21 protein-coding genes are annotated in these 22,134 nt (G+C 61.9%); 6 read left to right on the plus strand and 15 right to left on the minus strand.

Features of this window, described 5'->3' with window-relative positions:
* Positions 1–212: 212 nt before the first annotated feature.
* From NPS47_RS16930 to NPS47_RS16980, 11 genes are all read right to left on the minus strand, one after another.
* Entirely contained in the window at positions 213–1,502 is a 1,290-nt protein-coding gene (locus NPS47_RS16930) for an adenylosuccinate synthase (RefSeq protein ID WP_274295974.1), read from the minus strand.
* A gap of 54 nt (positions 1,503–1,556) precedes the next feature.
* Positions 1,557–2,744, minus strand: a complete 1,188-nt coding sequence (locus NPS47_RS16935; RefSeq protein WP_274295975.1) for an ATP phosphoribosyltransferase regulatory subunit — start codon at positions 2,742–2,744, stop codon at positions 1,557–1,559.
* Positions 2,745–3,022: 278 nt separating this feature from the next.
* On the minus strand, positions 3,023–3,889 hold the full coding sequence (gene hflC / locus NPS47_RS16940; protein ID WP_274295976.1) for a protease modulator HflC: 867 nt from the start codon (positions 3,887–3,889) through the stop codon (positions 3,023–3,025).
* A complete protein-coding gene (gene hflK, locus NPS47_RS16945; RefSeq protein ID WP_274295977.1) occupies positions 3,889–5,049 on the minus strand; it encodes an FtsH protease activity modulator HflK in 1,161 nt (386 codons plus the stop codon). The genes hflC and hflK overlap by 1 nt, the downstream gene beginning before the upstream one ends.
* Positions 5,050–5,145: 96 nt before the next feature.
* A complete protein-coding gene (gene hflX, locus NPS47_RS16950; RefSeq protein ID WP_274295978.1) occupies positions 5,146–6,447 on the minus strand; it encodes a ribosome rescue GTPase HflX in 1,302 nt (433 codons plus the stop codon).
* A gap of 12 nt (positions 6,448–6,459) precedes the next feature.
* Positions 6,460–6,720 carry an RNA chaperone Hfq gene (hfq, locus tag NPS47_RS16955; RefSeq protein WP_028945676.1) on the minus strand — a complete coding sequence of 87 codons (261 nt, stop codon included), beginning with the start codon at positions 6,718–6,720 and terminating at the stop codon, positions 6,460–6,462.
* A 96-nt stretch (positions 6,721–6,816) separates the two neighbouring features.
* Positions 6,817–7,788 carry a tRNA (adenosine(37)-N6)-dimethylallyltransferase MiaA gene (gene miaA, locus NPS47_RS16960; protein ID WP_274295979.1) on the minus strand — a complete coding sequence of 324 codons (972 nt, stop codon included), beginning with the start codon at positions 7,786–7,788 and terminating at the stop codon, positions 6,817–6,819.
* 1 nt (position 7,789) lies between these two features.
* Positions 7,790–9,691: a DNA mismatch repair endonuclease MutL gene (gene mutL / locus NPS47_RS16965; RefSeq protein ID WP_274295980.1), complete on the minus strand. Its 1,902-nt coding sequence runs from the start codon at positions 9,689–9,691 to the stop codon at positions 7,790–7,792.
* Positions 9,688–11,112 carry an N-acetylmuramoyl-L-alanine amidase gene (locus tag NPS47_RS16970; RefSeq protein ID WP_274295981.1) on the minus strand — a complete coding sequence of 475 codons (1,425 nt, stop codon included), beginning with the start codon at positions 11,110–11,112 and terminating at the stop codon, positions 9,688–9,690. The genes mutL and NPS47_RS16970 overlap by 4 nt, the downstream gene beginning before the upstream one ends.
* A gap of 3 nt (positions 11,113–11,115) precedes the next feature.
* A complete protein-coding gene (gene tsaE / locus NPS47_RS16975; RefSeq protein WP_274295982.1) occupies positions 11,116–11,586 on the minus strand; it encodes a tRNA (adenosine(37)-N6)-threonylcarbamoyltransferase complex ATPase subunit type 1 TsaE in 471 nt (156 codons plus the stop codon).
* Complete coding sequence (locus NPS47_RS16980; protein ID WP_274295983.1) at positions 11,574–12,434, minus strand: NAD(P)H-hydrate dehydratase; 861 nt, start codon at positions 12,432–12,434, stop codon at positions 11,574–11,576. Before NPS47_RS16980 ends, tsaE begins: the two co-directional genes overlap by 13 nt.
* A gap of 63 nt (positions 12,435–12,497) precedes the next feature.
* Here NPS47_RS16980 and queG point away from each other — a divergent pair, with 63 nt between their 5' ends.
* Positions 12,498–13,583, plus strand: coding sequence for a tRNA epoxyqueuosine(34) reductase QueG (gene queG / locus NPS47_RS16985; RefSeq protein ID WP_274295984.1), 1,086 nt, complete (start codon positions 12,498–12,500; stop codon positions 13,581–13,583).
* Between the two features lie 44 nt (positions 13,584–13,627).
* Here the strand turns inward: queG and NPS47_RS16990 are convergent, their stop codons facing one another.
* Both NPS47_RS16990 and orn read right to left on the minus strand, forming a co-directional pair.
* Positions 13,628–14,239, minus strand: coding sequence for a trimeric intracellular cation channel family protein (locus NPS47_RS16990; RefSeq protein WP_274295985.1), 612 nt, complete (start codon positions 14,237–14,239; stop codon positions 13,628–13,630).
* Positions 14,240–14,339: 100 nt separating this feature from the next.
* On the minus strand, positions 14,340–14,882 hold the full coding sequence (orn, locus tag NPS47_RS16995; protein ID WP_274295986.1) for an oligoribonuclease: 543 nt from the start codon (positions 14,880–14,882) through the stop codon (positions 14,340–14,342).
* A gap of 91 nt (positions 14,883–14,973) precedes the next feature.
* Between orn and rsgA the strand changes: the two genes are divergently transcribed.
* Both rsgA and NPS47_RS17005 read left to right on the plus strand, forming a co-directional pair.
* Entirely contained in the window at positions 14,974–16,005 is a 1,032-nt protein-coding gene (gene rsgA, locus NPS47_RS17000; RefSeq protein ID WP_157194431.1) for a small ribosomal subunit biogenesis GTPase RsgA, read from the plus strand.
* A gap of 260 nt (positions 16,006–16,265) precedes the next feature.
* Positions 16,266–16,748, plus strand: coding sequence for a molecular chaperone Tir (locus tag NPS47_RS17005; RefSeq protein ID WP_274295987.1), 483 nt, complete (start codon positions 16,266–16,268; stop codon positions 16,746–16,748).
* Between the two features lie 63 nt (positions 16,749–16,811).
* Here NPS47_RS17005 and motB read toward each other — a convergent pair whose 3' ends face one another.
* The gene (gene motB, locus NPS47_RS17010) at positions 16,812–17,825 is read right to left on the minus strand and encodes a flagellar motor protein MotB (protein WP_274295988.1); all 1,014 of its coding nucleotides are present in this window, start codon (positions 17,823–17,825) and stop codon (positions 16,812–16,814) included.
* 3 nt (positions 17,826–17,828) lie between these two features.
* Positions 17,829–18,680 carry a flagellar motor stator protein MotA gene (gene motA, locus NPS47_RS17015; RefSeq protein WP_107024216.1) on the minus strand — a complete coding sequence of 284 codons (852 nt, stop codon included), beginning with the start codon at positions 18,678–18,680 and terminating at the stop codon, positions 17,829–17,831.
* A 130-nt stretch (positions 18,681–18,810) separates the two neighbouring features.
* Here motA and NPS47_RS17020 point away from each other — a divergent pair, with 130 nt between their 5' ends.
* Genes NPS47_RS17020 through asd form a run of 3 tightly spaced genes read left to right on the plus strand, consistent with a single transcriptional unit; the run spans position 18,811 to position 22,075 of the window.
* A complete protein-coding gene (locus NPS47_RS17020) occupies positions 18,811–20,346 on the plus strand; it encodes an HDOD domain-containing protein (protein WP_274295995.1) in 1,536 nt (511 codons plus the stop codon).
* Positions 20,347–20,392: 46 nt separating this feature from the next.
* Positions 20,393–21,202: a rhodanese-like domain-containing protein gene (locus NPS47_RS17025; RefSeq protein WP_274295989.1), complete on the plus strand. Its 810-nt coding sequence runs from the start codon at positions 20,393–20,395 to the stop codon at positions 21,200–21,202.
* Positions 21,203–21,211: 9 nt separating this feature from the next.
* Positions 21,212–22,075, plus strand: a complete 864-nt coding sequence (asd, locus tag NPS47_RS17030; RefSeq protein WP_274295990.1) for an archaetidylserine decarboxylase — start codon at positions 21,212–21,214, stop codon at positions 22,073–22,075.
* Positions 22,076–22,134 lie beyond the last annotated feature (59 nt).

The following is a 22,134-nucleotide window of genomic DNA, read 5'->3' on the forward strand; positions in this document are numbered from 1 at the left end:
AAAAGAGCGATACCAAGGGCAACAAAGACTGGCCGCAACAGGCGGCTTCGTAACAGTGAGAGAACGGCAGACACGTAAGAACCCTCTTACACTGGGGCCATTAAAATGATGGCAGCCCGAAAGCGATTCTTACAGCAAAGGTTGTGCCGGACAGCAGGCAGAAACGACAAAGGCCCCTATGCAGGGGCCTTTGCTTTTACATCAATCGCGAATCAGGCGAACGGGTGACGCAGGACGATGGTCTCGTTGCGGTCCGGGCCGGTGGAGATGATGTCGATCGGCGCGCCGATCAACGCTTCAATGCGCTTGATGTAAGCACGAGCGTTGGCTGGCAGCTCTTCCAGGGTCTTGACACCCACGGTCGATTCGGTCCAACCCGGCACTTCTTCGTACACAGGCTGCAGACCCACGTAGCTGTCAGCATCAGTCGGAGCAACGTCGTTACCTTCTGCATCTTTGTAGCCGACGCAGATGTTGATGGTTTCCAGACCGTCGAGCACGTCCAGTTTGGTCAGGCAGATGCCCGAGATGCTGTTCACATCGATAGCGCGACGCAGGATAACGGCGTCGAACCAGCCGCAACGACGAGCACGGCCGGTCGTCGCGCCAAACTCGTGACCTTGTTTAGCCAGATGCGCACCTACCTCGTCGAACAGTTCGGTCGGGAATGGACCCGAGCCTACGCGCGTGGTGTAAGCCTTGGTGATGCCCAGGATGTAGTCCAGGAACATAGGGCCAACACCCGAACCGGTAGCGACGCCACCTGCGGTAGTGTTCGAACTGGTCACATAGGGGTAGGTACCGTGGTCGATGTCCAGCAACGAACCTTGGGCGCCTTCGAACATGATGTCTTTGCCAGCGCGACGCAGGTCGTGCAGCTCAGCGGTAACGTCCAGCATCAGCGGCTTGAGCAGCTCAGCGTATTCTTTGCATTCAGCCAGGGTCTTGTCGAAGTCAATGGCTGGCTCTTTGTAGTAACCGACCAGCATGAAGTTGTGGTACTCCACCAGCTCACGCAGCTTGTCTTCAAAGCGCGGCATGTTGAGCAGGTCGCCAACACGCAGGCCACGGCGCGCGACCTTGTCTTCGTAGGCTGGGCCGATGCCGCGACCGGTAGTACCGATCTTCAGCTCGCCACGCGCCTTTTCACGGGCCTGGTCCAGCGCAACGTGGAAGGACAGGATCAGCGGGCAGGACGGGCTGATACGCAGGCGCTCACGCACCGGTACACCCTTCTCTTCCAGCTTGTTGATCTCACGCAGCAGGGCGTCCGGTGCAACCACCACGCCGTTGCCGATCAGGCACTGTACGCCTTCGCGCAGCACGCCAGACGGAATCAGGTGCAGCACGGTCTTTTCACCGTCGATCACCAGGGTGTGGCCCGCGTTGTGGCCACCTTGGTAGCGCACTACGGCGGCAGCATGTTCGGTCAGCAGATCAACGATCTTGCCTTTGCCCTCATCACCCCACTGGGTGCCCAGGACTACGACATTCTTACCCATAACACTTGTCCTCATTCGCGCAAACTTGGCGCCGGCTCGTACCGGCGGGGAATCTCAAATGGCCAGCGGCAGTACCTGCCAAAGCCCGTTTTGCTGAATCAATTGCCGATCGCAATCCGCCTCGACGGCGGCAGTCAATGGTTGCCCAGGCAAGGCCTGAACCACCCGCTGACCTTCACTGCGCAATTGGCAGACCAACTGCCAGAGTGCTGCATCGCTGCTGTCGGGCATCCAGATCCCGCCAGACGGCAACACAACCTCGGCCCGCCCCAGTGTGACCAGGGTCTTCAAATCCGTGGAGAAACCGGTAGCCGGGCGCGCCCGGCCAAAGTCTGCTCCGATGTCGTCGTAACGACCGCCCTGGGCGATCGACTGACCGACGCCCGGGACGAAAGCGGCAAACACCACACCGGTGTGGTAGTGGTAGCCACGCAACTCGCCCAGGTCGAAATACAACGGCAGCTCGGGATAACGTGTGGCCAGCCGCTCGGCAATCGCCATCAGGTCATCCAGGGCCGCCAGTACCGCCGCCGGCGCACGACCCAGACGCACACGCGCCTCGGCCAGCACTTCACGACCGCCGCACAGCTCGGTCAGCGAGCGCAGCATGGCGGCCAGGTCTGCCGGCAGGTTGGCGGTCAGCTCGATCACTTCGTCGATCGCCTTGCGCTGCAGGGCATCGAACAGCTGCTGTTCGACCGCACCGGACAAACCGGCCGCACGCGCAAGGCCACGGTAGATACCGACATGCCCGAGGTCCATGTGCACATCCGGCACGTCGGCCAGTTGCAGCATGGCCAGCATCAGGCTGATCACCTCGACATCGCTGACCGGGCTGGCGTCGCCGTACAGCTCGGCACCGAGCTGGATCGGGCTGCGCGAAGTCGACAGCGCCCGCGGCAACGCGTGCAGCACGCTACCGGCATAGCACAGGCGGCTCGGACCTTCACGACGCAGGGTGTGCGCATCGATGCGCGCGACCTGCGGGGTGATGTCGGCACGAAAGCCCATCTGCCGGCCCGACTGCGGGTCAATGACCTTGAATGTGCGCAGATCCAGGTCCTGGCCGGCACCGGTAAGCAGCGATTCCAGGTACTCGATATGCGGCGTCACGACGAACTCGTAACCCCAGCTCTGGAACAGATCCAACACCTGCCGACGCGCGATCTCGATGCGCGCCGCCTCAGGTGGCAGTACTTCTTCGATGCCATCTGGCAGCAGCCAGCGGTCTACCGTTGCCATTACGCCATTTCCCCTTTGGTCCGGGCGGCCTGCCCGCAGGCTTGCCTTGAGTGAAGCAGGTATCGCCAAACTATGACGCGCAGCACTGATTCCAGCGCAACCGCCGTGCCGATACCCTCAAATACCTTGGCCTGCGCTGTAGACCGGAGACGGCTTGCGGCCGTTCAGTCTTGCAGACGCAAAAAAGCCGGGAATTTCCCGGCTGCCGCATCATACACCCGTTTTCTCGCAGGATCACCCCGCCAGGCATTTTAACCGCCCGGCGGGGTGCAACCTGACTACTTGGCTTTGTCCATGAAGCGGAAGAACTCGCTGCTCGGATCGAGCACCAGTACGTCGCTCTTGTTGGCAAAGCTTTCGCGGTAGGCCTTGAGACTACGGTAGAACGCGTAGAAGTCCTGGTCCTGACCATAGGCCTTGGCGTAGATCGCCGCCGCCTGGGCATCACCATCACCGCGGGTCTCTTCCGATTCCCGATAGGCTTCTGCCAGCAGGACACGGCGCTGACGGTCGGCGTCGGCACGAATACCTTCGGCCAGCTCGTTACCCTTGGCGCGGTGCTCGCGGGCTTCACGCTCACGCTCGGTGCTCATACGTTCGAACACGCTGCGGTTTACTTCCTTGGGCAGGTCGATGGCCTTGACGCGAACGTCGACCACTTCGATACCCAGTTCCTTGCTGGCCATGCGGTTCAGCGAGGCAGTGATGTCAGCCATCAGGGCGTCACGTTCACCGGAAACCACTTCGTGCAGGGTGCGCTTACCGAACTGGTCACGCAGGCCGCTTTCCAGACGGCGCGACAGACGTTCGTCGGCAATCTGCTTGAGGCCCGAGGTCGCGGTGTAGAAACGCTCGGCATCCTTGACCCGCCACTTGGCGTAGGCATCGACCATCACCGCTTTCTTTTCCAGGGTCAGGAAGCGCTGGGTCGGGGCGTCCAGGGTCATCAGGCGGGCGTCGAACTTGCGCACCTGGTTGACGTAAGGAACCTTCATATGCAGGCCAGGCTGAACATCGGCCTGAACCACACGACCAAATCGCAGCATTACCGCACGCTCGGTCTGGGACACGATGTAGAAGCTGTTCCAGGCCACGATCGCCAGCACCACGCCAACGATCAGGGCGATCAGCGATTTATTGCTCATCAGCGGCTCTCCCTAGTACGCAACTGTGATTGCTGCTGTTGCAGCTCCGCCGCCGCGCGATTGGCCGCGTCGTTGGCCGAAGCCGGGACGCTGACAGGAGCACTGCTGGTACGGCTGCCTTCAACCATCTTGTCCAGCGGCAGGTACAGCAGGTTGCTCTGGCCATCCTTACCGGAAACCAGGACCTTGCTGGTGTTGCTGTAGACTTCCTGCATGGTGTCCAGGTACAGACGCTGACGGGTCACTTCAGGTGCCTTGCGGTACTCGGCGACCAGCTTGGTGAAGCGATCGGCTTCACCCTTGGCGCGCGAGACGACTTCGTCGCGGTAACCGTTGGCGTCCTCGATGATCCGCTGGGCCTGACCACGCGCCTCTGGCACCACGCCATTGGCGTAGGACTCGGCCTGGTTGCGGGCACGCTGCTCGTCTTCACGGGCACGGATCACGTCGTCGAAGGCTTCCTGCACTTCACGCGGGGCTGCCGCGCTCTGTACGTTGACCTGGGTGACGGTGATGCCAGTACGGTAGGTATCGAGGAAACGCTGCAGGCGCTCCTTGATTTCCACGGCCATCTGCTCACGACCTTCGGTCAGTACCTTGTCCATGGCAGTGGAACCCACCACATGGCGCAGGGCGCTGTCGGTCGCATGCTGCAGGCTGACTTCAGGCTGATCGACGTTCAGCACGAAATCCTGCAGGTTGGTGATCTTGTACTGCACGGTCAGCGGCACTTCGACGATGTTCTCGTCTTCGGTGAGCATCTGCCCTTGCTTGGTATAGGCACGCTCACGCGTGACGTTTTCCATGTACTTGCGATCGATCGGCGGGAAGTAGATGTTCAGGCCCGGCCCTACGGTTTCGTAGTATTTACCGAAGCGCAGCACGACCGCCTGCTCCTGTTCGTCGACCACATACACGGCGCTGTACAGCCAGATAGCTGCGAGCACGGCCAGCCCGACGCCGAGCAGGCCGAAGCCACCGCCCTTGCCGATGCCGTTGTCGCCGCCGCGTTTCTTGCCACTGCCGAACATGCCGTTCAGGCTGTCCTGCAGCTTGCGGAAGGCCTCGTCGAGATCCGGCGGCCCTTTCTTGTCGCCACCACGGCGCCCGCCCCACGGATCCTGATTATTCGAGTTGCCACCCGGCTCATTCCAAGCCATAGCGCTCTCCATCTGATAAAGCAAAGACGCACCCACGGCGCGCCGTCCAATGCTACAGAATGCCTGTCACGGCTGCCCGACCGCGTCGCCGGGCTTTTATTGCAAAGTGTGTTGCTCGATGAACTCCGCCGGCTTCAAGCCTTCGCGAGTGACCAGGCGATTGAACTCGACCCGCGACACCCGAATGGCCAGAAGGCTGCTGCCTTCATCGTCGTGCTCTTCGCCCTGCACTGCGCCCAATGCAAAGAATTGCGCGCGCAATCGCGCGAAACGCTGTTCAAGGCGCAAGGTTCCGATAAACAGGTCATCCCCCAGCAACTCGGCGACTGCCTGCCCCACCAGTTCCAGGCCGCGTCCATCACGCGCCGAGACCCAGACCCGCTGCGGCTTGCCGTCGGCATCGCGCTGAATCTGTGGCTCGACACCCTCAAGCAGGTCGAGTTTGTTATAGACCTCGAGGATCGGCAAGCCTTCTGCACCAATCTCCCCCAGTACCGCCATGACCTGCTCGATCTGCTCCATGCGTTCAGGCTCATGGGCGTCGATCACGTGCAGCAGCAGATCGGAGTTGCTCGACTCTTCGAGCGTAGCCCGAAAAGCTTCGACCAGCTTGTGTGGCAGGTGGCGAATGAAACCCACGGTATCGGCCAGCACGATCGGCCCGACGTCGTCGAGCTCAAGCCGGCGCAGGGTCGGGTCGAGGGTCGCGAACAACTGGTCGGCCGCGTAGACCTCGGATTGGGTCAGGGCATTGAACAGGGTCGATTTGCCGGCGTTGGTATAGCCGACCAGGGACACCGACGGGATATCTGCCCGCTTGCGCCCGCGGCGAGCCTGCTCGCGCTGGCTGCGGACCTTTTCCAGGCGCGCCTTGATCTGGCGCAGACGCACCCGCAACAGGCGCCGGTCGGTTTCCAGCTGGGTTTCACCCGGGCCGCGCAGACCGATACCGCCTTTCTGCCGCTCAAGGTGCGTCCAGCCGCGCACAAGCCGCGTGCTCATGTATTCAAGCTGGGCCAGTTCGACCTGCAGCTTGCCTTCATGGGTACGCGCCCGCTGGGCGAAGATATCGAGAATCAGGCCGGTACGGTCAAGCACGCGACACTCGAAGACTCGTTCGAGGTTACGTTCCTGACTGGGGGTGAGGGTGTGATTGAAAATCACCAAGTCGACCTGCTCGGCGCTGACCAGGTCGCGTAACTCCTCGACCTTGCCACTGCCAATCAGGAATTTGGCGCTGGGCTGATGTCGCGCCACATTGGCGAACGCGACGATATCGGCCCCAGCCGACAGTGCCAGTTCCCGGAACTCCTGCGGATCTTCGCGCGCCTCAGGGTTCTGACCTTCCAAGTGAACGAGGACCGCCCGTTCACCACCACCGTGGCGCTCAAAGAACAAAGCAGACTCCTATCAGGCGTTACCTGGCTCAGCGTCGCCATGCTCGGATTCGGATGCGCTTGGCAGACGGATCGGACGCACAGGAACCACTGTCGAGATAGCGTGCTTGTAAACCATCTGGCTGACGGTGTTTTTCAGCAGGATCACGAACTGGTCGAAGGATTCGATCGTGCCTTGCAGCTTGATGCCGTTAACCAGATAGATCGAAACCCCAACTTTTTCTTTTCTCAAAGTATTCAAGTAAGGGTCTTGTAGCGAATGCCCTTTTGACATATGCCGCACTCCTGTAAGGATCAATAGTAAAAAAATCAAAGAAAAACTGATGGCTCAAGCCGCCCCACCCCAAGGATAGACGGCAATTACAAGGACTCAGCTCAATATGGAGACCGATCCCAGGTATTTCAAGGTGCGAGACAGATTGTCGCAAGCCAGGCTGTCCAACCAGTGCAGGTCAGCCCAACTACGCAACCAGGTGAATTGCCGTTTCGCCAATTGGCGAGTGGCAATAATGCCGCGCTCCCGCATTTCAACTGATGTTAACTTGCCATCAAGATGATCCCAGACCTGGCGATAACCAACCGCCCGTATAGACGGCAGTCCCGCGTGCAAGTCACTTCTGGCTCGCAGCAATCGGACCTCGTCAACGAAGCCCTGTTCCAGCATTTGCCCAAATCGTAGCGCAATCCGCTCGTGCAACACGTGACGGTCGGCAGGCGCGATGGCCAGGCTGGCGACAGTATAGGGCAAATGACCCGCCGCCGAAGGGCCTGCGACGCTACTTTCCGCGGATTGACGCTGACGATGCGCCGTCATGGTCAGGCCACTGACCCGATAAACCTCGAGCGCGCGGATCAGGCGCTGGGGGTCATTGGGGTGAATTCTCGCTGCCGACTCCGGGTCAACCGCCGCCAGCTGCTGGTGCAGCCCGTGCAGGCCGAGGCGTTCGGCTTCCGCTTCAAGTTCGGCGCGCACCTGCGGGTCGGCCGCCGGCATGTCGGCCAGGCCTTCAAGCAGGGCCTTGTAATAGAGCATGGTGCCACCGACCAGCAGCGGTATTTTGCCGCGGGCGGTGATATCGGCCATGGCCTCCAGCGCGTCACGACGAAAATCGGCAGCCGAATAGCTCTGGGCCGGGTCGAGGATATCGATCAGGCGGTGCGGATGGGCAGCCAGCACCTCTTTGGACGGTTTGGCCGTGCCAATGTCCATGCCCCGATAGACCAGCGCCGAATCGACACTGATCAACTCGCAAGGCAGTACCTTGGTCAGCTCGATGGCCAGATCGGTCTTGCCCGCCGCAGTCGGGCCCATCAGGAATATTGCGGGAGGTTTGCCACTCATTTCATCGACCGCGCAGGAACAGTTTGTCCAGATCGTCCAGGCCCAGCTGGGTCCAGGTCGGTCGGCCATGGTTGCATTGGCCACTGCGCTCGGTGTTTTCCATGTCGCGCAGCAGGCCGTTCATTTCTGCCAGCGCCAGGCGCCGGTTGGCGCGAATAGCGCCGTGGCAGGCCATGGTGCCGAGCAGTTCATTCAAGTGCGCCTGAATCCGGTCGCTGGTACCGTATTCCATCAGGTCGGCCAGTACATCCTGGACCAGACGGTTGGCCTCGGCCTGCTTGAGCAGGGCCGGGATCTGGCGGATCGCCAGGCTTTCCGGGCCCAGCCGCTGCAATTCGAAGCCCAGGCGCTGGAACCATTCGGCATGCTCTTCGGCGCAATCGGCCTCACGCTGGCTCAGCGCCAGGGACTCTGGCACCAGCAGCGGCTGGCCGCTGAGGCCTTCGCTGGCCATGGCCACTTTCAAGCGTTCGTACATGATGCGCTCATGGGCCGCGTGCATGTCTACCAGCACCAGACCCACGGCGTTCTCGGCCAGGATATAGATACCCTTGAGTTGCGCCAGCGCGTAGCCCAGCGGCGGGATATCCCCCTGGCTGTCGGGCAGTGCGGCAGGCGCGGCCTCATTCAGCGGCGCAAAGAACTCACGGTAGACACTCTGCGCCTCGGCAGCCGGGACCGCCTGGGCCGGGCGCGGGGTGTACTGATACTGGTAGGCGCCACCGCCACCAGTGCCGTTGCCCATGGGACGCACTCCCGGCTCGGCAACCGGCTGCTCGAGCAGGTTGGCCGCCAGGCGCATTTCACCCTGCGGGCCGAACTCGCCCGCCTGGATACCGCTGGGGCGAACGATTTCACCGGTCGCGGCGGGGGCAGCCAGCTGATCCTCCGGACGCACGTCGGCCAAGGCCCGGTGCAAGGTGCCATAGAGAAAGTCATGGACCATGCGCCCATCGCGAAAACGCACTTCATGCTTGGTCGGGTGCACATTGACGTCGACACCCGTAGGGTCGACCTCGAAGAACAGCACGAAGGTCGGGTGCCGGCCGTTGAACAGCACATCGCGATAAGCCTGGCGCACCGCGTGGGCAACCAGCTTGTCGCGCACCGCACGGCCATTGACGAAGAAATACTGCAAATCGGCCTGACTGCGCGAGAAGGTCGGCAAGCCGACCCAACCCCACAGGTGCAAACCGTTGCGCTCGACTTCGATCGGCAACGCCTGTTCAAGAAAGCCCGGGCCGCAGATTGCCGCCACGCGCCGGGCGCGCGCGGTGTCATCGTGGGCTTCGTGCAGGCTGAGGATGCTCTTGCCGTTGTGGCGCAGGTGAAACCCCACATCAAAGCGCGCCAGCGCCAGGCGCCGGATCACTTCCTGCAGGTGATCGAATTCGGTTTTCTCGGTCTTGAGGAACTTGCGCCGGGCCGGGGTGTTGAAGAACAGGTCACGCACTTCGACCGAGGTGCCGACCGGATGCGCCGCTGGCTGCACCCGCGGGGCCATGTCGCGGCCTTCGGTTTCCACCTGCCAGGCCTGTTCGGCATCGCGGGTTCGCGAGGTCAGGGTCAGGCGTGCGACCGAGCTGATCGACGCCAGCGCCTCACCACGGAAGCCCAGGCTCATGACCCGCTCGAGGTCTTCGAGGTCGCGAATCTTGCTGGTGGCGTGCCGGGCCAGGGCCAGCGGCAGATCATCGGCAGCGATACCACTACCATCGTCGCGGACCCGCAGCAGTTTGACGCCGCCCTGCTCGACTTCCACGTCGATACGCCGGGCACCGGAGTCGAGGCTGTTCTCCAGCAATTCCTTGATCACCGATGCCGGGCGCTCGACCACCTCACCGGCGGCGATCTGGTTCGCCAGCCGCGGGCTGAGCAGCTCGATCCGTGCGCTATCGGTCATTGCTGGGACGCCAGGGCAGTCGTTGGGATATGCAGGCTCTGGCCGACCTTCAGCTCATCGGTCTTGAGGTTGTTGGCCGAACGCAGGCTGGCCACGTTGACCTGATAACGCACGGCGATCATCGCCAGTGTCTCGCCCGGGCGCACGCTGTGCTCCCGCGGGCCCTGGGCGATCTTGCCGCTGTCACGCAGGAAGGCGATGTAAGTGCCAGGCGGCGGATTCTGCTGGAAGAACTGGCGCACGCCGCTATGAATCGAGCGTGCCAGCGATTGCTGGTGGCTCGGGGTGGCCAGTTTGGCCGCCTCGTTGGCGTTGGAGATAAAGCCGGTTTCCACCAGGATCGACGGGATGTCCGGCGACTTGAGCACCATGAAGCCCGCCTGTTCGACCCGGCGTTTGTGCAACGGTGTAACCCGGCCCATGTTGCCCAGCACCTTCTGCCCGACGTTAAGGCTGGAACTGAGCGATGCGGTCATCGACAGGTCGAGCAGCACCCCGGCCAGCATGCGGTCCTTGTCATCGAGACTGACGTTACCGGCACCACCGATCAGGTCCGAACGGTTTTCACTGTCGGCCAGCCAGCGGGCGGTTTCCGAGGTGGCGCCACGGTCGGACAGGGCAAACACCGACGCACCAAAGGCGGCCTTGGACGGTGCGGCGTCGGCGTGGATCGAGATGAACAGGTCGGCACCCTTCTTGCGGGCGATCTCGGTACGTTTGCGCAGCGGAATGAAGTAGTCGCCGGTACGCGTCAGCTCGGCGCGGAAGCCTTTTTCGCTGTTGATCTGACGCTGCAGCTCTTTGGCGATCGACAGCACGATGTCTTTTTCATGCTGGCCCTTGGAGCCCGAAGCACCCGGGTCTTCACCGCCATGGCCGGCATCGATGGCGATGACGATTTCACGCTTGCCACTGGGCACAGGCGTCAGCTTGATTGCCGGCTGTGCAGGCGTCACCGGCACGGCCGGAGCGGTAGCCACCGGAGGGGTTGGCGGCGGCGAAACAGCGTCGGCGGCCTGGTCGTAAAGATCGACGACCAAGCGATTGCCGTACTGGGCGTTAGGCGCCAGGGTGAAACTCTTGGGGGTCACCGACTTGCTCAGGTCGACCACTACACGCAGGTCGGTAGGCGTGCGCTGGGCCGAGCGCACACTGGTAATCGGGGTATTGGAGGTCGACACGGTCAAGGGTGCGGCCAGGGTCGCGCCATTGATGTCGATCACCAGACGATCCGGGGCGGTCAGGGTAAACACACTGTGTTGCACAGGCCCCGACAGGTCGAACACCAGCCGTGTGTTATCCGGCGCTCGCCACAAACGCACACTTTTAACTTGCGTAACGGCCAGAGCCTCAACAGTCACCGCCGTAAGCAGCAATCCTACGACCGCAACCAGTGCGCGAACGCGCATACCTATCCCCATTTTCTATTTGAATTCCAAGGCCAGAGCGGCACACCAGGCTTCGCCACGTGCCCCCTGCGGCGACAGGTTGAGCGAACGACCGCCCGCCTGGGGGCTTATGGTAATGGTCAGGTCGGGCTTTGGCAAAATACCCGCCCCTTTTTGGGGCCATTCGAACAGGCACAGGGCATCATTCTCGAAATAATCGCGAATACCGATGTACTCAAGCTCCTCAGGATCGACCAGACGGTAGAGGTCGAAGTGGAAGGCGCGAATTTCGCCAATCTCGTAGGGCTCGACCACAGTAAAGGTAGGGCTTTTCACTGCCCCCTTGTGCCCGAGACCACGGATGATGCCGCGCGACAGGGTGGTTTTACCCATCCCCAGGTCGCCTTCCAGAAAAATCACGCCGTGACCTTTGGTCACTTCGGCGATACGGGTGCCGAAGCGGACCATGGCCTCTTCGTCGGCCAAAAACAGGGTTACACCTGACACGCTGAATGCTCCTCCAATAAATGACGAATGGCCGGGACCAGATCACTGGCCGCCAGCCCCCGACCGTGCATGCCCAACCGCTCTCCGGCACAAGCATGCAGCCAGACGCCCAGGCAGGCGGCGTCCCAGCTCGACATACCCTGCGCCAACAACGCCCCCAGCACACCACTGAGTACATCGCCCAGGCCCGCGCCGGCCATCGCCGGATGCCCGCGGTTGCACAGGGCCAGCTGCCCGGCCGGATCAGCCACCAGGGTGCCGGCGCCCTTGAGCACACAGATGACCGCATATTTACGCGCAAGTTTGCGCGCCGCCCCGGCGCGGTCCGCCTGTACCGCTTCGGTGGACATACCCAGCAGCCTTGCCGCCTCCCCCGGATGCGGGGTAATGATCGAGCCCGCCGCCAGCGCCAACGGCGCCCGCGCCAGCAGATTCAAGGCATCGGCGTCCCACACCTGCGGCATCCGCGCATTGGCAACTGCCGACAGCAAACTGCGCCCCCAAGCCGCCTGGCCGAGGCCGGGACCGACCACCAGCACCGAAGCACGCTCGAGAGGGGTCATCAACTGGTTGGCCGAATGCACGCCCAGGCACATCACCTCTGGCAACCGCGCCAGGGCCGCAGGCACCTGTTCGCTGCGCGTGGCCAGGGAAACCAGCCCGGCGCCACAGCGCAAGGCGGCTTCGGCGCTGAGCAGAACCGCGCCGCCGGTACCACGATCGCCACCCACCACCAGGACATGGCCGAAATCACCTTTCTGCGCCGCAAGCGGGCGCGGCGCGAGTGGCGTCAAAGTGACACTGGTGAGGATTTGTACCTGGTTTGCAGGGTGTTTGGTCTGAGGCATGGGTCAAAGGCTCCGATGTCTGGCAGAATTATACGCACCTGAGTCTGCGTTGCCTTATTTCCCATGTCTGCTGCCACCCCCGATCTTCCCGCACTGGCCCAATCAATCAAGGATTGGGGCAAAGAGCTCGGCTTTGCCCATGTCGGCATCGCCGGGGTGGATCTGGGCGAGCATGAACAGCACCTGGAACGCTGGCTGCAGGCGGGCTATCACGGCGAAATGGACTACATGGGCGCGCATGGCAGCAAACGCTCGCACCCCGACGAGTTGGTGCCTGGCACCTTGCGCGTGGTCTCTCTGCGCATGGACTACCTGCCTGGCGACACGCGCATGGCCCAGCAACTGGCTCAGCCAGAGAAAGCCTACATATCCCGTTACGCCTTGGGTCGCGACTACCACAAGCTGATTCGCAAACGCGTGCAGCATCTGGCCGAACGCATCCAGAAAGAAATCGGCCCGTTCGGCTTTCGCGCCTTCGTTGACAGTGCCCCGGTGCTGGAGAAAGCTATCGCCGAGCAGGCCGGCCTGGGCTGGATTGGCAAGAACACCCTGCTGCTCAACCGCAAGGCCGGCAGCTACTTCTTTCTCGCCGAACTGTTTGTCGACCTGCCGCTGCCGGTCGACCCGCCCCAGGTCAGCGAGCATTGCGGACGCTGCACGGCCTGCCTGGACATCTGCCCGACCCAGGCCTTTGTCGGCCCTTACCTGCTCGACGCCCGGCGCTGCATCTCGTACCTGACCATCGAGCTGAAAAGCGCCATCCCTGAAGAGCTGCGCGCGCTGATCGGCAACCGGGTGTTCGGTTGCGATGACTGCCAGATCGTCTGTCCGTGGAACCGCTTTGCCAGGCCCACCGGCGAGAGCGACTTCAAGCCCCGGCATAACCTCAACAGCGCGGGATTGGCGGAGTTGTTCATGTGGGATGAACAGACCTTTCTCGACAGTACGGAAGGCTCGCCACTGCGGCGCGCCGGCTATGAGCGCTGGCTGCGCAACCTGGCGGTGGGATTGGGGAATGCGCCGTCGACCATCCAGGTGCTGGAGGCACTAAAAGCACGCCAGGATCATCCTTCAGAACTGGTCCGCGAGCATGTGGAATGGGCGTTGCGGCAACATTCATCGCGGGGCAAGCCCGCTCCCACCGCCTAAAAGAACCGGTGGGAGCGGGCTTGCCCCGCGATACAGTTGTCGACTCAATGCTCGTCGTTGTAATGAAACTTGGGCATTTCCCAGTGGAAACGAATCGCCAGCAAACGCAGGAGAAAGCCGCCAAACAAGGTCAGCAGGATCGCCTGCTCACCGGGCAATTTGAAGTAGACACAGCCCAGATAGAACCAGGCCGCCGCAAAAGACACACTCGCATACAACTCACGGCGGAAGATCAGCGGAATATCGTTACAGAAGATATCTCGAAGAATGCCGCCAAACACCCCGGTGATCACCCCGCTGATCGACGCCACCAGCATGCCTTGGCCCATTTCCAGCGCGGTCATGCAGCCAATCAGGGTAAAGGCGACCAGCCCCAGCGCATCGAGCACCAGAAACAAAGAGCGCAGGTGACGCATCAACGGCGCAATGAAGATGGTCATCAGCGCGGCAAAGCTGGTCAGCACCAGGTATTCCGGGTGCTTGACCCAGGTCAGCGGGTAATGCCCGAGCAACACATCGCGCACTGAGCCGCCACCCAGGGCGGTGATGCAGGCAATCAGCACCACACCGAACCAGTCCATGCCGCGGCGCCCGGCAGACAGCGCGCCAGTCATGGCTTCAGCAGTGATTGCAATGAGGTAGAGCATCAACAACATGGCGCAGATCCGTGCAATGGGGCGCGCAGTCTAACCAGTTGCCTCAGGCACCAAAAGGGGGCGCCGCACGGATTGTCTGTACAACCGTGCAGCGGCGTGATCAGAACTTGATGAAGTGTTCGCGGTAGTGGCGGAGTTCGTTGATCGATTCGCGAATATCGTCCAGTGCCAGGTGGGTGCCACCTTTCTTGAAACTGTCGCGCACTTGCGGTGCCCAGCGTGCCGCCAGCTCTTTGAGGGTCGAGACATCCAGGTTGCGGTAGTGGAAGTAGTTTTCCAGGCCACGCATATGGCGGTAGAGGAACCGGCGATCCTGGCAGATGCTGTTACCGCAGATCGGCGACTTGCCCTTCGGCACCCACTGCTCCAGGAAGGCAATGGTCTGCGCTTCGGCTTCGGCCATGCTGACCTTGCTGTCCTTGACCCGCTGGGTCAGGCCGGAGGCGCCATGGGTGCGGGTGTTCCACTCGTCCATGCGCGCCAGCACCTCGTCACTGTGGTGAATGGCGATCACCGGCCCTTCGGCCAAGGTATTGAGGTCGCTGTCGGTGACAATGGTGGCCATTTCGATGATGACATCGTGATCCGGATCCAGACCGGTCATTTCCAGGTCGATCCAGATCAGGTTCTGTGGGTTCTGCATGATTCTGCTCCTCGGTAGGTGCGCAGTTTAGCCTAGTGGAGCGTGCTAAACTCCTCGCCGTTTAATAATGCATGCCGAACACGGAACCCTCATGGCCAAACGCCAGCTCAATCGCCGCCAAAACTGGCGGATCGAAAAAATCCAGGGTGAACGCGCTGCCCGCGCCGCCAAACGCGAACAACAGACCCTGAAGGAGCTCGAAGGCGGTGACCTGGGCCCCGAGCAACTCGGCCTGGTAATCGCCCACTTTGGCGTGCAGGTCGAAGTCGAGGCCCAGGACGGCGAAGACGCCGGCCAGGTGTTCCGTTGCCACTTGCGCGCCAACCTGCCAGCACTGGTAACCGGCGACCGCGTGGTGTGGCGCGCGGGTAACCAGGGTATCGGCGTCATCGTCGCGCAAATGCCGCGCAACACCGAGCTGTGCCGCCCCGACAGCCGTGGCCAGCTCAAGCCGGTAGCGGCCAACGTCGACCTGATCGTGATCGTCTTCGCCCCGGCGCCGGAGCCGCATGCCAACCTGATCGACCGCTACCTGGTAGCCGCCGAACACGCCGGCATTCACCCGCTGCTGCTGCTGAACAAAGCCGACCTGATCAACGAACAGAACGCCCCGGCGCTCAACGCGCTGCTGGCGGTCTACCGCCAGCTGGGCTATCCGTTGCTGGAAGTTTCGGCCCATCACGGCGATGGCATGCAGCAGCTGCAAGCGCGCCTGGATGGCCATATCAGCGTCTTCGTCGGTCAGTCGGGGGTCGGCAAGTCGTCGCTGGTCAACAGCCTGCTGCCCGAGGTGCAGACCCGGGTCGGCGACTTGTCGGAGTGGTCCGGCCAGGGCACGCACACCACCACCACCGCGCGCCTGTACCACTTCCCGGGCGGCGGTGAACTGATCGACTCCCCGGGTATTCGCGAATTCGGCCTGGGTCACGTCAGCCGTGCCGACGTCGAAGCCGGCTTCATCGAGTTCAACGACCTGATCGGTACCTGCCGCTTCCGCGACTGCAAGCACGATCGCGAGCCGGGATGCGCGTTGCTCAAGGCCCTGGAAGACGGCCGTGTTCAGCAGCAGCGGATGAACAGCTACCGCTCGATCATTGCCAGCCTGCCGGAAGACAGCTACTGAGATGCAGGGTGAGGCTCGCAATGAGCCTCACTTTGTCGCCTTGTAGGACAACCCTGCAGGAAAAATTACCAAGCAATGTAAGACCCTTCTTTAACGCTGGTCGTCCCTTGCCGTCATAAAAGCTTTCATTGATTGTCACCTTTCAGATTCGCCACAACCCCGCGAATCAACTCCACGTTCTGAGTATGAAAGGAATCAACAATGACAATTCGATCCTTAGGCAACCGTTACCCGGCCTGCGCACCAGGAGGGCCCGCCTGATGCCAGTCGTTATCAGCTATCGCCACCCGCAACGTCTGGATGCCTACATCATCAGCGAACGCCTGAAACTCGAAGGCATTGCCACCCACCTGGATCTGTTCGGTGACGATGCCGCGCAGACCGCCGACGATATCAGCGGCCTGGTCTTTAACAACATCAGTAGCTGCACGCACCTGATCAGCGTGCTGCCCGAAGAGAATGCCGAGGCCTGGTGGGTGCCCTTCCAGCTCGGTGCCGCCACCCTCGGCAATCGCCGGATATCGCTGTTCCAATGCGCGCAGAGCACCTTGCCGGACTACCTGGACAAATGGCCGATCATGAGTTCACGCGAGCACATCGACCTGTTCGTCCTCGCCTACCATGACGAACAGACCTTCAAACGCGCGATCACCCAAGAAGAAGCGGGCGCCGACGCCACCAACCGCCTGAACGCCGGCTTCTTTCACGCAGACCTCAAGGCCAAGATCCGCCGCGGCTTCTGACGCCCACAAAGCACAACGCCCGTGGGCATCGCTGCACACGGGCGTTGTGATCAGAACAGGGGATTACTCCTTGCTCTCATCCATCTTCAGTACGCCATCCTCGAAGATGTTCAGCTTCTGGCGCAGCTCGCGCGGCTGCATCGGCTCGGCCTGGGGCGCCGGAGCCGGTGCTGCAGGCGCTGGAGCCGGCGCATTGGCGTCTGGCGCAGTGCCCTCAGGCGCAGCTGGCTGCTCACCTTCAAGGGTGCGCTGGGCTTTCTTGGTCAGGACAATGATGTCGATGCGCCGGTTGACCGGATTAAGCGGATTCGCCCGGTCAAACAACGATGACGAGGCATAACCAACCACCCGGGCAACCTGGGTATCCGGGTAGCCACCGGCAACCAGGGCGCGCCGCGCCGCGTTGGCACGGTTGGCCGACAGCTCCCAGTTGCCGAAGTCACCGGTGCCGGCATACGGCTTGGCATCGGTATGGCCGCTGATACTGATCTTGTTCGGCACCGCCTTGATGGTGTCGGCCATGGCCAGCAGGATATCTTCGAAGTACGGCTGCAAGCGGGCGCTACCCAGGTCGAACATTGGCCGGTTTTCAGCATCCATGATCTGGATGCGCAGGCCATCCTGAGTAATTTCGAAGAGGATCTGGTCCTTGAACTTCTGCAGCTGCGGGTTTTCTTCGACCTTGTTCTGCAATTCCTGCAGGAGCAACTCGAGACGCTCGCGCTCGACCTGCTCGGCCATGCTTTCAACCTGGTCCTGGCCCACCTGGATACTGGTGTTCGGGGTCGGTTCGGACTTCACTTCCGGATTGATGGTTTTTTCCGGCGCCAGCTGAGGCGAGCCCCCCAGGTCAATAATGTAGGGCGTGCCGCTTTCGGAAAAACCGATCGGGTCCTTGAAGTAGCCGGCAATGGCGATCTTCTGTTCCGGCGTGGCCGTCGACAGCAGCCAGAGCACCAGGAAGAACGCCATCATCGCCGTAGCGAAGTCGGCGAAGGCAATCTTCCAGGCGCCACCGTGGTGGCCGTCGCCAAAACGTTTGACGCGTTTGACGATAATGGGCTGGTTGTTCTCCATGACTCAGCGTCCGCGAACCGCTTGTTCCAGCTCGGCGAAGCTCGGACGGTGGGCCGGGAACAGCACCTTGCGTCCGAATTCCACAGCCAGCGACGGCGGCATGCCGGAAGCCGAGGCGACCAGCGAAGCCTTGATGGCTTCATAGACGTTGAGCTCTTCCCGGGCATCCTGACGCAGCGCGGTGGCCAGCGGGCCGAAGAAGCCGTAAGCGGCGAGAATACCGAAGAAGGTACCGACCAGCGCCGCACCCACGTGCAGGCCGATGGACTTCTGGTCGCCATCACCCAGCGAAGCCATGGTCACCACGATCCCCAGTACCGCCGCAACGATACCGAAGCCCGGCATACCGTCGGCGATACCGGTCACGGCATGGGACGGGTGATCGAGCTCTTCCTTCATGCTCAGCAGTTCCATGTCGAACAGGCCTTCGAGTTCGTGCGGAGCCATGTTGCCGGTGGACATGATGCGCAGGTAGTCGCAGATGAACGCGGTCATGCGCTCATCACCGAGCACCGCGGGGTACTTGGCAAAAATCGGGCTGGAGGCGGCGTCTTCGATATCGGCTTCGATCGCCATCATGCCTTCGCGCCGGCTCTTGTTGAGAATCTCGTAGACCAGCCCGAGCACCTCGATATAGAAGGTGTGGGTAAAGCGCGTACCAAACATCTTCAGCGACTTCTTGATTACATGCATGGTCATGTAACCGGGGTTCGCCTGCAGGAACGCACCAAAGGCCGCGCCACCGATAATCAGCACCTCGAAGGGCTGAATCAGTGCGGCAATTTTGCCGTGGGATAGAACATATCCGCCGAGCACACTCGCGAATACGACGATGATGCCGATAATTTTAGCCATAGATAGAAAGCACTTACTGTCGTGGTCAGGGTCGTGAGCGGAAGTTAATAAAACTCTTCTTCTACTTATCGGCAGATCTGCGCCAGACTATAGTCAGTCACGGCGAAAAGCCAGTTCGGCCCCCTCTAGCATACCTACTGAAACCATCGTGCCCGATCAGATACCTAAAACACTCGATGCCTGGGTCAAACTCCTCGACAGCGTTCGCCTGCCGGTTCCGCTGGCCAGCTACGAGCGGGTAAAAGCCACCATGGCCGACAACCGCAGTTCGCTGCGCGACATTGCCGAGGTGATGCAGGACAGCCCGGCGCTGGTGCTCAGCATCATGCGCGAGGCCAACCACCACACCCAAGCCAGCATCGGCGAACCCGCCGAAAGCCTGGAGGTCGCCCTCAATCGCCTGGGACTGGCACGCACCTCAGCGCTACTGGAGCGCTTGCCGGCGCTCCCCGAGGGTGAAATTGCGCTGACCCTTCGCCAATTGCAGCTGGTCAGCCAGCACGCCAGCCAGCAGGCCAACGGCCTGTTCGCCAGCCGCCTGGCGCGGCTCTGGCAGGAAATACACTGGGGCAGCCTGTTGTTTCTGGCGCCGTTATGGCCACTGGCCCTGACCTTTCCCAAGCTGCTCGACGACTGGGAACTGCGCGTGGTGCACAAAGGCGAATCGGCACCGCAGGTAGAAATCGAGCTGTTCGGGGTACGGCTGCTCAGCCTGTGCAAGGCTTTGGCCGAACACTGGCGCCTGCCGGACTGGGTCACTCGCGGCTATCACCTGCTGCAGGAGGAGCGGCGCTTGCTGGCCAAGGCACTGCACATCGCCCGTGATCGCAACAGCCTGCGCCAGCAACAGCGCCTGGACGACAACCCGAACCTGCGCCGCTGGTTCAATCAGCCCGCCAACACCGTACTCCTGGCCAATGGCCTGGCCCTGGCGGCACAGGTCGGCTGGACCAACCCGCATGTTCGGCGTTGGCAACTGCTCACCAGTCTGTACCTGCAGATTTCACTGGATGATGTGCAGCAACTAGTACACCAACAAGCGGCCATCAGCGCCCGCCACCATACCTGCCATGATTTGTTTCACCCCGCCGAAGCCTTGCTCTGGCCCTGGCAGCAGCGGCGCCTGCACCCAGGCCAGATCGCCCCGCCGCCGCCCTCGGCTCAGGCCCTGGGAGCCTGGCGCAAGCTGTGTGCCGAGCTGTTGATAGAGCCCAGCCCGTTCAGCAATGCCATTCACCTGACCACCGTAGCCCGAGATGCCTTGTTCGCCTGTGGCATGCAGCGGGTGATGCTGCTGATGACCGATAAGACCCTGAGTCAGCTGCGGGTGCATCAAATTGCCGGGCTTGCGCCTGATGCTGCCAGCCTGGCTCTGCCGATCGAGCAGAGCAAATTGCTCCAGCGCCTGTTGAGTTCGGCTGCGCAACTGCGCCTGACACCGGAAAATCATGCGCAGTTCTCAGCACTGCTCCCCGCCCAGCTGCGTGCGCTGTTTCCTAGCGAACACCTGCTATTGCGCTCACTCTCGAGCAATGGCCGCGTAGTAATGCTGCTGGTCGCCGATCAAGGCGGGAAACCGCTGGCCGACGTCAGCGTGCAAGCCTTTGGCAAGACCGCGCAATGTATCGAACGGGCCTTGTCCGCCTTCAGCACCCGCAGCGCCTGACCCATGCGCTACAATCGCCCCCTCTGTTCTGCTCTGGAGACTCTGGATGACTGACTTTTCTGGCTTGCCCCTGGTAATCGAGCCGGCTGACCTGCAAGCCCGGCTGGATGTGCCAGAGTTGATCGTGGTCGATCTGACCAGCGTCAATCGCTACGGTAGCGGCCATGTTCCGGGGGCTCGTTTCGTCGATCCCAAGCGCACCCAGCTGGGCCAGCCACCGGCACCGGGCTTGCTGCCGGCCAAAGCCGACCTGGAAAAGCTGTTCGGTGAGCTTGGCCACAACGCCAATGCGGTCTACGTGGTCTATGACGACGAAGGCGGCGGCTGGGCCGGACGCTTCATCTGGTTGCTCGACGTGATCGGCCACAAGCGCTATCACTACCTCAACGGTGGCATCCAGGCGTGGCCAGCGAGCACCCTCAGCACCGAGGTACCGGCCGCTGCCAGCGGTACGGTCAGCCTGACACTGCACGAAGAGCCCACCGCCACCCGCGAATACCTGCAAAGCCGCATCGGCGCTGCCGACCTGGCGATCTGGGATGCCCGTAGCCCGGCCGAATACCGCGGTGAGAAAGTCCTGGCCGCCAAAGGCGGGCACATTCCCGGCGCAGTCAATTTCGAATGGACCGCCGGCATGGACCTGAACGACGCCCTGCGCATCCGCAAGGACATGCCCGAGCTCCTCGAGCAGCTGGGCATCAGCAAAGACAAGGAAGTGGTCACCCACTGCCAGACTCATCACCGCTCCGGCTTTACCTACCTGGTGGCCAAGCATCTGGGCTACCCTCGGGTCAAAGCCTATGCCGGATCCTGGGGCGAATGGGGCAACCACCCCGACACCCCTGTAGAAGTTTAAGGAAACCTAATGAAATCCCGCTTGTTCATCATCAGTCAGTACCTGCTGCCTCATCACCTGCTGTCGCGCCTGGCCGGCTGCATCGCCGAATGCCGCGTGCGCTGGTTCAAGAATGCCTTCACCAGCTGGTTCGCCAAGCGTTACCAGGTCGATATGTCCCAGGCCCTGGTCGAAGACGTCAGCGCTTACGAGCACTTCAACGCCTTCTTCACCCGCGCCCTGAAACCCGGCGCCCGTCCGCTCGATGAAACCCCGGGTGCCATCCTCTGCCCGGCCGACGGTGCGGTCAGCCAGCTGGGTCCGATCGAGCACGGTCGCATCTTCCAGGCCAAAGGCCACAGCTTCAGCGCGCTTGAGCTGCTGGGCGGCGATCCGGCCAACGCGGCGCCATTCATGGGCGGCGAATTCGCCACCATCTACCTGTCGCCGAAGGACTACCACCGTGTGCACATGCCGCTGGCCGGCACCCTGCGCGAAATGATCTATGTGCCTGGCCGGCTGTTCTCGGTCAACCAGACCACCGCCGAAAACGTACCGGAGCTGTTTGCCCGTAACGAGCGCGTGGTGTGCCTGTTCGATACCGAGCGCGGGCCGATGGCCGTGGTTTTGGTCGGTGCAATGATTGTCGCGTCGATCGAAACCGTCTGGGCTGGGCTGGTAACACCACCGAAGCGTGAACTGAAAACCTTCCGTTACGACGAAGCCAGCCGCGCGCCGATCCACCTGGAAAAAGGGGCGGAACTGGGTCGCTTCAAGCTGGGTTCGACGGCTGTCGTGCTGTTTGGACCTGAGCAGGTCAAATGGGCCGAAGAACTCGGTGCCGGTTCGGCGGTGAGCATGGGCCAGCGTCTGGCCCTGCCTGCCCAGGCCTGAACATGCCCCCCCTGTGGGAGCGGGCTTGCCCCGCGATGCGATGTGACTGACACACTGCA

Origin of the sequence: Pseudomonas putida, from assembly GCF_028682475.1 — a bacterium.
Lineage (GTDB): Bacteria > Pseudomonadota > Gammaproteobacteria > Pseudomonadales > Pseudomonadaceae > Aquipseudomonas > Aquipseudomonas putida_AG.